The organism is Virgibacillus salarius, assembly GCF_039521925.1.
GTDB classification, from domain to species: domain Bacteria; phylum Bacillota; class Bacilli; order Bacillales; family Amphibacillaceae; genus Virgibacillus; species Virgibacillus salarius.
This window is the reverse complement of record NZ_BAAACY010000088.1, coordinates 1-12,157: the sequence shown is the minus strand read 5'-3', so window position 1 is coordinate 12,157 and position 12,157 is coordinate 1. Positions and strand designations below refer to the sequence as shown.

At 36.1% G+C, this 12,157-nt stretch carries 11 protein-coding genes; 8 read left to right on the top strand and 3 right to left on the bottom strand.

Annotated elements, in window-relative coordinates; all coding sequences use genetic code 11:
* Positions 1-200 precede the first annotated feature (200 nt).
* The 3 genes from alr to ABDZ84_RS11465 all read right to left on the bottom strand — a co-directional run bounded on the left by alr (position 201) and on the right by ABDZ84_RS11465 (position 4,108).
* On the bottom strand, positions 201-1,385 hold the full coding sequence (alr, locus tag ABDZ84_RS11475) for an alanine racemase (RefSeq protein ID WP_343781547.1): 1,185 nt from the start codon (positions 1,383-1,385) through the stop codon (positions 201-203).
* A gap of 243 nt (positions 1,386-1,628) precedes the next feature.
* Positions 1,629-2,750 (bottom strand): alanine dehydrogenase, encoded by a 1,122-nt coding sequence (gene ald / locus ABDZ84_RS11470; RefSeq protein ID WP_026682369.1) that lies wholly within the window; start codon positions 2,748-2,750, stop codon positions 1,629-1,631.
* Positions 2,751-2,863: 113 nt separating this feature from the next.
* Positions 2,864-4,108, bottom strand: a complete 1,245-nt coding sequence (locus ABDZ84_RS11465) for a PucR family transcriptional regulator (RefSeq protein ID WP_026682368.1) — start codon at positions 4,106-4,108, stop codon at positions 2,864-2,866.
* A gap of 129 nt (positions 4,109-4,237) precedes the next feature.
* Between ABDZ84_RS11465 and ABDZ84_RS11460 the strand changes: the two genes are divergently transcribed.
* The 8 genes from ABDZ84_RS11460 to ABDZ84_RS11425 all read left to right on the top strand — a co-directional run.
* A complete protein-coding gene (locus tag ABDZ84_RS11460; RefSeq protein WP_166529973.1) occupies positions 4,238-5,326 on the top strand; it encodes a YkvI family membrane protein in 1,089 nt (362 codons plus the stop codon).
* A 344-nt stretch (positions 5,327-5,670) separates the two neighbouring features.
* Positions 5,671-7,170 (top strand): malate dehydrogenase (quinone), encoded by a 1,500-nt coding sequence (mqo, locus tag ABDZ84_RS11455; RefSeq protein WP_121604137.1) that lies wholly within the window; start codon positions 5,671-5,673, stop codon positions 7,168-7,170.
* Positions 7,171-7,485: 315 nt separating this feature from the next.
* Entirely contained in the window at positions 7,486-8,034 is a 549-nt protein-coding gene (locus tag ABDZ84_RS11450; protein WP_281949882.1) for a GNAT family N-acetyltransferase, read from the top strand.
* 461 nt (positions 8,035-8,495) lie between these two features.
* A complete protein-coding gene (locus ABDZ84_RS11445; RefSeq protein ID WP_281949883.1) occupies positions 8,496-8,783 on the top strand; it encodes a hypothetical protein in 288 nt (95 codons plus the stop codon).
* Positions 8,784-8,865: 82 nt separating this feature from the next.
* Complete coding sequence (locus ABDZ84_RS11440) at positions 8,866-9,615, top strand: ATP-binding cassette domain-containing protein (RefSeq protein WP_281949884.1); 750 nt, start codon at positions 8,866-8,868, stop codon at positions 9,613-9,615.
* Entirely contained in the window at positions 9,608-11,005 is a 1,398-nt protein-coding gene (locus tag ABDZ84_RS11435; protein ID WP_281949885.1) for a hypothetical protein, read from the top strand. The genes ABDZ84_RS11440 and ABDZ84_RS11435 overlap by 8 nt, the downstream gene beginning before the upstream one ends.
* Before the next feature lie 361 nt (positions 11,006-11,366).
* Entirely contained in the window at positions 11,367-11,642 is a 276-nt protein-coding gene (locus ABDZ84_RS11430) for a hypothetical protein (RefSeq protein WP_281949886.1), read from the top strand.
* Between the two features lie 167 nt (positions 11,643-11,809).
* On the top strand, positions 11,810-12,157 hold a 348-nt coding region (locus tag ABDZ84_RS11425), incomplete at its 3' end, for a helix-turn-helix domain-containing protein (RefSeq protein WP_343781541.1).

Here is a 12,157-nt window from a genome sequence, read left to right as displayed (position 1 = left end):
TGCCCACTAAAGGTAACATTCCTTTTCGTTACGTATATGAATTACCTATAATCTAGCAGAAGCGATAATAGAAGTCAATTGGAATAGGTTACATCTATACCATCTGCTTTTGTTCTACAATATAAAAATCCGCTTTTCGTTCTTAATGGAACTTTTACGTAAAGCGGAGAAAGTCACATTTGTATTCTTTTTGCTTTTTTTCAACTACCAGTAATAACTCCTTCTTCAACCATTCCTCTAAACTCCATGGCTTTCCCGCCTCTTACATAAACACGTGGGACGCGTTTCCCCATTAAACAGGCTGTTTCATAATGAATAGTTCCCATTAAATCAGCAACCTCCTCCATGGCGACATAGCCTTCGCTAGGCTCACCAAAAATGGTAATCACATCCTCTAAGCTGACATTCTTATTAACCTCGGTAATATCAATCATTGATTGATCCATACAGATTCTGCCGACGATCGGTACGCGTTTTCCGTGGACGGTTACATCGCCACGATTGGATAGTAAGCGCGAAAAGCCATCTGCATAGCCAACGGGAATGGTTGCTATCTTACTTTCCCTTGTAGTCTGAAAGGTTAGTCCATAACTTATCAATTCATTGCGAGCTAATGTCTTGATATGGATAGGCTTGGTTTTGAAGCTCATGGCCTGGGTCAAGTTAATCTTTTCCTTGAGATGTTTCTCTGGATATAAACCATAAAGCCCAATACCGACACGTACCATGTCTAGATGCATAGCTGGATAGGCGATGGTTGCTGCGGTATTACAGCAGTGAATAATTGGAATATGGCGGTATTGCTTGAGAAATGAAATAACCAAACAAAATTGATGGAATTGCTTCTCTGTATAAGTTGGATCGGTATTATCTGCATCGGCAAAGTGTGTGAAGGCACCCTCCAGTATGACATAGTCGGATGTAGCTGCTTCGACTACTTGAATGGCTTTTTCTTTACTGTTCACACCAATTCGATTCATACCACTTTCGATCTTTAAGTGAATACGTGCGGGCTTCTGCAGCACCTCTGCTTCATGCTTCACTTTTATAGCTGCTTCTTCCGTGAAAATTGTCAAGGTAATATCCTGCTCGATCGCTGTTCTCACACCAGCTGGGTGTGTATATCCAAGTACGAGAATAGGGAAATCAATTCCTGCTCGCCGCAACTGAATCGCCTCATCTAATAAGGCGACAGCGAGATAGTCAGCACCGGCTACAATAGCTTCATTTGCAACTTCTACGGCTCCGTGCCCATAGCCATCTGCCTTGACGACAGCCATCAGTTTGGTTTGCTTGCCGATATGATTTCTAAAGGCGCTGACATTATTCTTAATCGCATCTAACGAAACTTCTGCCCATGTATCGCGGTAACTTCCAAGCTTCATTTTGCATCTCTCCTTAGGTGACTGCCGATGTTGAATTTCTGCAATGAGGCAACGCACTTTTCGATCATACCTAATATAAAGTAAAACTTCAATCAGTTGGGGGGTATCCCCCCACGGATAGTTCGTACGACAAAGATATGACCTAAAGGCCCTAGAACCAATCGTACATTTACTGGCAGTTAGTTATATGTGAATAAAAGCACCCTTCATACCAAGGTAGAAGGGCACATAGCTGCTATTTACTTATGCGTCTTTCAATACATCTTCCGGTGATACGAAATCGTACCCAAGATCTGCTGCGACTGCTTCGTATGTTACTTTTCCATTCATCACATTGACACCGGAAAGGATTGCTGGATTATCCTGAATCGCTTTCACAGCGCCCTTCGATGCAATTTGTACAGCATATGGAACGGTTACGTTTGTCAAGCCAACCGTGGACGCACGTGGTACGGAACCAGGGATGTTGGCAACCGCATAATGGAGAACATCATGCTTTACATAGATTGGATCATCATGCGTGGTCGGGTGGTCCACTGTTTCAAAGTTACCTCCCTGATCGATGGCAACGTCAACAATCACAGAACCTGGCTGCATGGATTGAACCATTTTATCTGTTACTAATTTGGGAGCCTTTCTTCCTGGAATGAGCACAGAACCGATAACGAGATCCGATTCTTTCACCGCTTCTGCGATATTGTACGGATTTGACATTAATGTTTGGATGCTTGAACCAAAGATATCGTCTAGTTGACGAAGACGTACTGGGTTTAAGTCGATGATGGTTACTTCTGCACCAAAGCCAAGTGCAATTTTTGCAGCATTTGTCCCAACAACGCCCCCACCAATGACGGTTACTTTTCCGCGTTTTACCCCGGGAATTCCACCAAGGAGGATGCCTTTTCCGCCTTCCGATTTTTCAAGATATTGTGCGCCAATTTGTGTAGCCATTCGTCCAGCTACTTCGCTCATTGGTGTCAACAATGGCAATGTGCCGTTTGCTGTAATGGTTTCATAAGCGATGGCAGTTACTCCAGTTTCCACTAATGCTTTGGCTAGTTCTGGTTCTGCAGCCAAATGAAGGTATGTGAATAGAATAAGTCCTTTGCGGAAGTATTTGTATTCTGATGCAAGTGGTTCTTTTACCTTCATAATCATATCTGCTTTTTCCCAAACATCTGCAGCGTTAGCGATCATCTCTGCTCCAGCTTCTTGGTATTCCGCATCTGTAAAATTACTTCCCATACCTGCGTCTTTTTCGATATAGACGGTATGACCAGCATTTATTAAGTGAATCACCCCAGCGGGTGTCATAGCAACACGGTTCTCGTTGTTTTTAATTTCTTTTGGTACACCAATAATCATCATTATCCAACTCCTTCTCAATCAATCTGTTCTTGTATCATAACGTTTATGTAAAACGGTTTCATTATGAAAAAATATAAAAGGAAAAAACATGATTTGTGTAAATGCACAAATCATGCTTTTCGTATGCTTTCTATAATTAGATCAAGATAGGAATTTGCTTTTTGGTTTGGGTCTTTTAAATCAATGCCACTAACCTCTTTAATTCGCTTTAAGCGATAATTCATTGTATTGGGATGAATAAATAGCCTTTTGGCTGTGTTATAGACATTGCTATCACAGTGAAAATACATTTCTAATGTCGTTAGAAGGGAAGTCCCGTGAATTTGGTCATAAGCCCGTAGTTTTTCGATAAATGGGTTCTTGTATTGATTCATCTTCCGTGCAGCTGCTAATTGCTCGATAAATTGGTACACCCCTAAATCTTCGTAGAGTTTTACAGGAGCGATGGTATCTGGTAGCTTTTCTTGTAGTTTTAATACTTCTCTAGCCTGTTGGTAGGAGTTTTGGATTTGTTGCGCCGGTTGATAAACTAGTCCTGCTGCTGCAAATATGTCCGCTAAGTCTAGTTGTTGGCTAATCAGTGTAATGAAGTCGTCCATAAAGGCATACATCGTTTGCTTGTAATCGAATGCATCCTTTAGATGTACGAGCATAATAAAATCATTATTGTCAAAGAGACTTGTAATTACATGTAGCTTGACCTGCGATTCTGATAAGTAAAAGGCATGCTTTTCCATTTGTTCGGTTATTTCATCTGTAAAGTGAATAATGACAATCGCTTTATTACCATCCAAGTGCATATTGTATTTCTTTTCCCGTTGTTTAATAGCGTCCGTATCTTGCAAATCTCCACGCAACAGCTGCCAAAAGAAGTCTCGATATCCTTCTTCCAGCTTGCGATGGCGCTGTAGATCTTTGATGAAGAATTTCTTCACGTAAGCAGCCGCTTCTTTGAATAATATTAAATCCTCGTCTGTAAAGGCTTTGTCGGATGTGTGGGCCCACACAAATCCTAATATTTCATTTTGGTTGCGTACGGAAATAGCAACGCGATTGCCAAGACCAATCTCGTTAATTTTGGGAATACGAACAGGATTATCACTGTCAATTAATTTTGGCATCACACCCTTTTTCCACAATGCATTTATTACCTTATCTGGGACCTTTCGGTTGATAATCGTGGAAATGCGGACTTGGTCGATATTGTCTTTATGTTTGCTGTAGGATACGACATGATGATTGGAATCTTCTATTGTAATTGGACATCCGAAGATATCTGCAATCTGGTCTGCAAGCTGATCGAGGGATGTTATCTTTTCCTTTAAGCTATTCAGTATATCTTTCTGTTGGGACATAGACCTTATTCCTCCGTGTATGGTTTGAACAAATAAACAAAATTTTATTCTATTATTTTAGTATATACACAAATCGATTTCATAGTGAAGATGTTATAGTAATCATGCAACACGATGGGAGGAAATACAATGAAAAAAATCCTGTTAATTGGAAGCGCTTTTATTGGGGTGATTGTTGGTGCAGGTTTCGCTTCTGGACAGGAAGTGCTACAATACTTTACTAGCTTCGGCCTGATGGGGATTATTGGGGGAGTTATTGCAACCGCTTTATTTGCGTATGTTGGGATGGCACTCGTCTGGGTCGGTAGTAAAATGAAAACGAATTCACATAAGGATGTTATTTATACAATAAGTGGGAAGACCATTTTTGGTCGCGTGATAGGGACAGTTATTGATTATATTCTTATTTTTACTCTATTTGGTGTTGGTGTGGTTATGTTGGCTGGGGCGGGTTCTAACTTAGCTCAACAATTTGGACTGCCAGCAATTTTAGGTACGATCCTTATGACAGTACTTGTCTTGGTACTTGGGATGATGAATGTGGACAAGGTTGTTTCTGTTATTGGTGGGATTACTCCTTTCTTAATTCTATTTATTGTGATGATTTCAGTCTATAGCTTTTTAACGATGGATGTGTCGTTCAGTTCCTTGGATGACTTAGCGAAGCAACAGCCGACAACATTGCCAAATTGGTTTATTGCAGGGGTGAATTATGCATCCTTCAATACAGCAGTAGGTGCATCGATGGCATTAGTAATGGGTGGTGCTGAAAAAGATAGAAGGGCAGCAGCTTTAGGAGGACTAGTTGGTGGCTTCGTGCTTGGATTACTTATTATTTTGAGTCATCTAGCCATCTTCTCTAAAATCGAGGAGGTTGGCGATGTGGATATGCCAATGCTTGCGATTGTCAACGATATCTCGCCAATACTAGGTACAATTATGGCAATTGTGATCTTTGCTATGATATTTAATACAGCGATAAGTATGTTTTATTCGTTTGCTGCTCGCTTTACGAAAGTAGAGACAAGCAAGTTTAAAATCTTTTATACGATCATCCTACTCGTTGGATTTATCGTAAGTTTTATCGGGTTTACCGATCTAGTCTCTCTTTTCTATCCAACCATTGGATATATGGGACTTGTATTAATATTAGGTTTGATCTATGCGCCGATAAAACTTAAAAGAGAAGCGAAGCAAAAGCAAATAGAAGAAGCGTAAATAATGCAAAATGATGCAGGGTATCACAGGGTGTGAAACACAGACCAACATCATAAAGTGAAACTTCAATCAGGGGTTCTGTTTATGGGGTATGTCTGCCCAGTTATATAAATAAATAAAATTTCGAATCTAGTCGGTGCAGCTTCAACGTTTTAGCACTCTAGTCCGCTTGTTACCTCCTTATAATTACCAAATAAAATTTAAATATTTCTTTAATAGTGGTAAACTAGAGAGTGGGTTAAATATTTCTAGGAAAGATTTGTAACGAGATACATCTTGTTTGATGTATCATTCAACAAGAGCGATTACATCTTTTCTGTTGAAAATAGGGAGAATGAATGGGAATGAGCAAAAACTATACGAAAACAGATGTTATGTTAATTGGTGCAGGTATCATGAGTGCAACGTTAGGATCATTGTTGAAAGAATTGGTACCAAATTGGAACATTCGTGTGTTTGAAAAGCTGGAAAGAGCAGGAGAAGAGAGTTCAAACGTTTGGAATAATGCAGGTACGGGGCATGCTGCATTGTGCGAGCTGAACTATACGCATGAACAACCTGACGGCTCGATAGATATGACGAAAGCAATTAAAGTAAACGAGCAATTCCAGGTTTCAAAACAATTTTGGTCTTACCTTGTAAACAGTAATCTGATACGTAATCCAAAGGATTTTATTATGCCTTTGCCTCACATGAGTTTTGTGCAAGGGGAGAAGAACGTAGAATTTTTAAGAAAGCGCTACAAAACCATGTCAGATCATCCGTTGTTTCAGGATATGGAGTTTTCCGATGATCAGGAACAGCTTAAGAAGTGGATTCCACTCATGATGAAAGATAGGATAGCGGATGAACCAATTGCAGCAACAAAGATTGATTCTGGAACCGATGTCAATTTTGGAGAAATAACACGTAAAATGTTCGATCACTTAGAAAGTCAAGACGTTGAGGTGAACTATAGACATACGGTTGAGGACATTCAACGTTTGAGTGACGGTACATGGGAAGTAAAAGTCCATGACATCGATAATGGGAAAATTGAGTACCATACGACAGACTTTCTTTTTATCGGCGGTGGTGGAGGCAGTCTGCATTTACTGCAAAAAACCGGGATTCCTGAATCGAAGCATATTGGTGGCTTCCCTGTAAGTGGACTATTCATGGTATGTAATAACCAAGAGGTGATCGCACAGCATCATGCAAAAGTGTATGGTAAAGCTAAGGTAGGAGCTCCACCGATGTCTATGCCACACCTTGATACAAGATTTATCGACCATGAAAAATCATTGCTTTTCGGACCGTTCGCAGGCTTTTCACCGAAGTTCTTGAAAACGGGATCCATGCTAGACCTGTTAGCTTCGGTTAAAACAGATAATCTCGTGACAATGTCAGCGGCTGGTGTGAAAAATGCTTCCTTGACAAAATATTTGATTGAACAAGTAATATCTTCGAAGGAAAAGCGCATGGAAGAATTACGAGCATTTATTCCGGATGCTAAGAGTGAGGACTGGGGTCTAGTAGTGGCTGGGCAACGGGTGCAAGTGATCAAGGATACGGAGAATGGCAAAGGAACACTTCAATTTGGTACGGAGGTTGTCAGCTCTGCAGATGGCTCGATAGCTGCATTGCTAGGAGCTTCGCCAGGTGCGTCTACTGCGGTTCACGTCATGCTTGAGGTAATCGAAAAATGTTTCTCTCAACATGTAAAAGACTGGGAGCCAAAAATAAAAGAGATGATTCCTTCTTATGGTGTCTCACTAGCAGAAAATCCGGAGCTTCTTCGAGAGGTTCATACATCAACAGCACAGACACTTGGACTTGGTGAAAAAGAAAAGGTGCATAGTTAAGCTGGAACATCCATTCACATAAAGTGAAACTTCAATCGGTAGGGGGGTTGTTTATCCCCCCACTTATTCATATTGGCTGTATATACTGGGATTCTGATAACAGGATAGCATTTAACGTAAACGCAGAACCTTTGATCTATGTTAAGATTAAAGGTTCTTTTTTTACATTGTAAGGGATGAGTTTAAAACCCTATTGTCAAGATTCTAGCAGCTTTTTAATGAGTTCATAAGGTACAATTAAGATAGCATTCATTCATACAAGGCAAAGGGTGGAGCTGGAGAAGGATATCCCCCATTACAAAAGGAGAATTAGCAATGAATACATTTCCAATCATTGAAACGGAACGGCTTATTTTAAGGGAAGTAACAAATGAAGATGCACTAGCTATGTTTGACTACTTATCTGATCAAGACGTGGTCAAACATATGGGCTTGGAGCCATATAAAACACCAACCGAAGTTCTGGAGGAAATTAACTGGTATCAGTTAATACGAGAAGAAGGAACGGGAATTCGCTGGGGTATAACTCTAAAAAATATGGATACAGTTATCGGAAGCTGTGGTTTTTTGAACATGCATCCCAAGCATTATCGTGCAGAGGTAGGATTTGAGTTAAGTAAGCTGTATTGGGGAAAGGGCATTGCTAAAGAAGCACTAAAAGCTGTCCTAGACTATGGGTATAAGCATTTTGAACTGGAGCGAATTGAGGCTTTAATTGAACCTCTAAATCGTCCGTCCCAACGATTAGTGGAAAAACAGGGATTTATAAGGGAAGGCTTATTGCGACATTACGAATTTACATGTGGAAAGTTTGATGATTTGTATATGTATTCCATTCTAAAAAAATCGTTTTTTAAATCATGAGACAAACGAATGAGAAACAAATAAAAATGAGCGATAAGTTAGTTGAAATTCACTAGCAATCATCTGTATAGGTTTTGGAAACGTTTTAACTGATTAGAGTGAATCTTTTGTTAATGCTACTAGACCGAAAATGTTTTACTCATCTTTATATTCAACCATTCTTGTTTATACAAGGTCGATCAAAAGTTTTAGTACCCAACTAATCAAATAACTCAGCAAACATAACTAGTAGTAGTCCCAGAATTAAATATCGAAACTTTCTTTTTCAAGTGTAAAGTGTTCAAAACTACTTGACGTTTACAAGGATACTAGAGAATAATTAAATTTATTTTATGAATTTATATATTTAAAATTATTTTCAGTATCTAAATTAAAAACTATTTGAATTTTAATAAAGTTATGTTATAGTAATGTTGAAATATTGAATAAAATACAATTTTATACAGAAATGGGGTGAAAAAATGGTTAATCAAAACAGAGTTACCTTATTCTATTTATCGGCTTTACTTACTATTTCTAATTTTGTTGAGTTAATTGTTGAGAAATTTAACAGCTTAACTTCTTTCCAAGAGAAAGGTGACACTCAAGTTAATCCAATAGCAGGTTGGATAACAGTTCTCATCGCTGTGATTATCGGGGGTCTTACTATTGCAGGGTTGATGTGGGCGTGTCAAAAATTTGGAGGCGGAAGAACATTTCTTGGTGAATTCAAAATTCTTGGTGCATCTGTAAAGATTAAATGTGGATGATAAAGAAATATATTGTTGAAAGCGTTAAGTTTACTTAACGCTTTCAATTTAAATTATTTATAGACGTTGGGGGGGTTCTTTTATGATGGAATTTTATCTGCAAGAAAAAAGTTATGGTAAAAATTTTCGTATTAGCGATGTAGACATAAAAATTAATCCTGGAGAGATAGTATGTCTTTTAGGGCATAATGGAGCAGGAAAAACAACAATAATTAAAGCAATTTTTGGTTTAATCAAGTATCAAGGTAATTTGAGCATAAATAACAAAAGAATTGATTTATCTAAAGAAAAGGATATAGATTTTTTTAAAAAACATGTTGCTTACATTCCAGATGAAGTTAATATTTTCCCTTTCCTAACGCCAAATGAGGTATTCGAGTTAATTGCAAATGATAATAAAGAAACTAACATAAAGTTTTTGCGAAAATTAATTGATATATTTGAATTAAATCAGTATATTAATATACCAATTAGCGGTCTTTCTCATGGAAATAAAAAAAAGACACAAATTGTATCATATTTGTATCGTAAACCGTCCTTTGTAGTTTTTGATGAGCCTACAAATGGCTTAGATCCAGATATGACTATAGTTTTACGTAAGGTAATTAAATTATTAAGAGAGCAAAAAATAGGTATTTTACTCTCAACTCATAACCTCAGTTTTGGAGATGAACTATATGATAAGCTCGTAATTTTACGTAATGGTGTGGTTAAATTAACAACGGATTTCGAGAACGTAATTAAAACTTATGGGAACGTTGGCTTGGAAAAAGTATATACTAAAATTAATGAAGATTATTATAAACAAGTGGATGCGATATTATATGAGTGATTTTAAAAACATTTTAAAACTAGTTGAACTCAAAAATTCTTCTCAAACTATAAACAAAATGTTGAAAAGCAATCCTTCATTATTCTTTGCTTGTTTGTTATCTGTTTTAATAATTGTTATCTTATATAATGTTTTTATTGTTCAGTATCTTCAATCCTTTGATCTTGATTTTGAAACTGTGATTTCAAACTTGTTTTTAGTTTCCAGTCTTATAGCTTTTTTAATTATTTTTTTTATTAGAAATAAATTCAAAAACGAAAAGTATGTATCGCTTTTTTTAAATAAGGAGACGAAAGCACAAAATATTATTCATGCAGGTATCTTTGTATATTATATAACTCATACAATCTTTTTAGTACTGATAGCAATGCCTTTCATCATAATACATATATTGCAGATTGGAAACTTTAATACACTACTTTTTACAATAAACTTATTTTTAACTACATCTATTGCTTTTTATTTATCTTTTAATTTGTGGGTTTATGCTAGTAAAATCATATTTTATTTGTTACTAAATAAAAATAAAGATCATTTTTTAGCTACAACATTTGTTTTTTCATCTTTTTTTTCTGTATCAACATTCGTAATTTATTATGTTGTAGGGAGTGTAATACAATTTCCTTACCTCTCAATAGTTATTGGATTATTATCTTTGATTTGCAATTTATATATTATAAATTATCTTTCTTTATATTATCTAAGATACTCTTTTCAAATGTTAGTGCCTATAGCATCTGAAGAGAAAAAAGTTAAAATTGATGCTCAAGATAATAATATAATAAAAGAGTTGAAAACGGAGCTATTAGACGTAAAAAGAAATGGTACATTTAAAGAACAAGCTATTGTTTTCGTCCTATTGTTTATAACAAGCATTGGACTGTACATTTATTTGGATAGCATGAGATTTGACTTCTTCTTTTCTTATTTAATCAATTTTGGTCTGACGGAAATTATATTACTTATTTCTTTGGAAATTGGTATAAGTTTTAATTGTTATAAAGAAGCAATATACCCTAAGAATTTAACTAAAAGTGCATATTTGTATATACGTATTCTTTCATTGTTACTATTAAACTTTCTTTGCTTTTTTCTTTTCATAACAACAATCTCATTAATAACCAGTTCTCATGTTTCTTTTGATTGGTATTTAATGATATCGGTAGTTTTTATTAGCCTTGTTTCATTATTTATTGGATTTGCTTTGAAAATTACTGATTCAAATAAAATCCTAGTAATCTTAACACTTTTAATTTCAGTTAATGTTTATGACTTTTTTATATCACAAATACTAGATCCGGTATGGGTCGGTTTTTTAAACATTTCTATATCAATTATGTTAGTTTTTATTATTGAATTCCTTTATCTAAGGAGACCTATATTAAGATGATTCTTTACTTTTTATCACTCATCTCAGTTATAATTTTCCACGAGTTGGGTCATATTATCGCAGTTATATTCTGTAATGTTTCTGAAAAAAGGGGTTTTTTTGATTTCAGAATTTCCATTTCTGTAAAAGCCATAAGTATTCATCATAAAAAATTTAAAAAACCTCTTAAAAATGCTACTATTGCATTTTCTGGTCCAATATTTCCGATTATTATATCAGCATTGCTTAATTTATATATTGAATCAAATTATGTTTCAATGTTATTTTTATTATCCCTTTTTAACATTCTATTTTTACACCCATCACTACCGGATGGTAAGAATGTTGTGAATAATTTTAAAAAAATTAAGGAGTCTAAACAATGAAATACCTAAAAAGTGTTTTTAATGGTTTATGTTTTATGTTTCTTTTTATTTTAGTTATCTTATGTGCACCTATTGTAATGCTTTTGTTGGGTTATACGGAATTTAAACAAGAACCTAGTCTCTTTGGTTATCATCTATATGTAATAGAAATCCAAGGAACTAACTTTTCTTCAACTGCTAATATATTAGGCCTTCTGTTGTCTTTTCTTATTGGTGTTATCATTTATTTTCTATTTCTAGCTTTATTCAAACAAAAAAAACATCAAAAATGATGCGATAAATACAAGGTTACCTTGGTTGATGTGACTGCTAAACTAAAGTAGACAGTTTCCGCTAGATTAGAAGAAACACTTATTTACCCAAATATACCAGTAAAATATATAGCTCTCCCATTGTATGATTTAAGATTATACACACATCAATGGAGGGCGCAGAAAAGGTGGATAAGTGGGAAATGTATATGGAGATTCAACAGTTAATTAAGCAAGGATTTAGTAAATCGAAGGTGGCGGAAAAGTTGGGGGTATCAAGATCAACGGTGTATCGCAACCTGCAGAAGTCTCCTTCGGAGATGGCTGAATGGGTAGAAAGTATAAAAACGAGAGAGAAAAAGTTAGATCCTTACAAAGCGTTAATTTTATCCTGGCTGAGAGAACATCCTGATATGTCAGCAGCACAAGTGCAAGATTGGTTACAGGAAAGGTATGAATCACTGGGGATTGGCGAGAGCACGGTTCGTGCCTACGTTAGAGAATTACGTACTGAATATAGAATAGAGAAAGAGACT

Excerpts from the sequence above, each read along its gene's own strand:
- ABDZ84_RS11465 (WP_026682368.1), bottom strand. The coding sequence starts at position 4,108 with ATGTCCCAACAGAAAGATATACTGAATAGCTTAAAGGAAAAGATAACA.
- mqo (WP_121604137.1), top strand. The coding sequence starts at position 5,671 with ATGAGCAAAAACTATACGAAAACAGATGTTATGTTAATTGGTGCAGGT.
- ald (WP_026682369.1), bottom strand. The coding sequence starts at position 2,750 with ATGATTATTGGTGTACCAAAAGAAATTAAAAACAACGAGAACCGTGTT.
- ABDZ84_RS11440 (WP_281949884.1), top strand. The coding sequence starts at position 8,866 with ATGATGGAATTTTATCTGCAAGAAAAAAGTTATGGTAAAAATTTTCGT.
- ABDZ84_RS11445 (WP_281949883.1), top strand. The coding sequence starts at position 8,496 with ATGGTTAATCAAAACAGAGTTACCTTATTCTATTTATCGGCTTTACTT.
- alr (WP_343781547.1), bottom strand. The coding sequence starts at position 1,385 with ATGAAGCTTGGAAGTTACCGCGATACATGGGCAGAAGTTTCGTTAGAT.
- ABDZ84_RS11430 (WP_281949886.1), top strand. The coding sequence starts at position 11,367 with ATGAAATACCTAAAAAGTGTTTTTAATGGTTTATGTTTTATGTTTCTT.
- ABDZ84_RS11450 (WP_281949882.1), top strand. The coding sequence starts at position 7,486 with ATGAATACATTTCCAATCATTGAAACGGAACGGCTTATTTTAAGGGAA.
- ABDZ84_RS11435 (WP_281949885.1), top strand. The coding sequence starts at position 9,608 with ATGAGTGATTTTAAAAACATTTTAAAACTAGTTGAACTCAAAAATTCT.
- ABDZ84_RS11460 (WP_166529973.1), top strand. The coding sequence starts at position 4,238 with ATGAAAAAAATCCTGTTAATTGGAAGCGCTTTTATTGGGGTGATTGTT.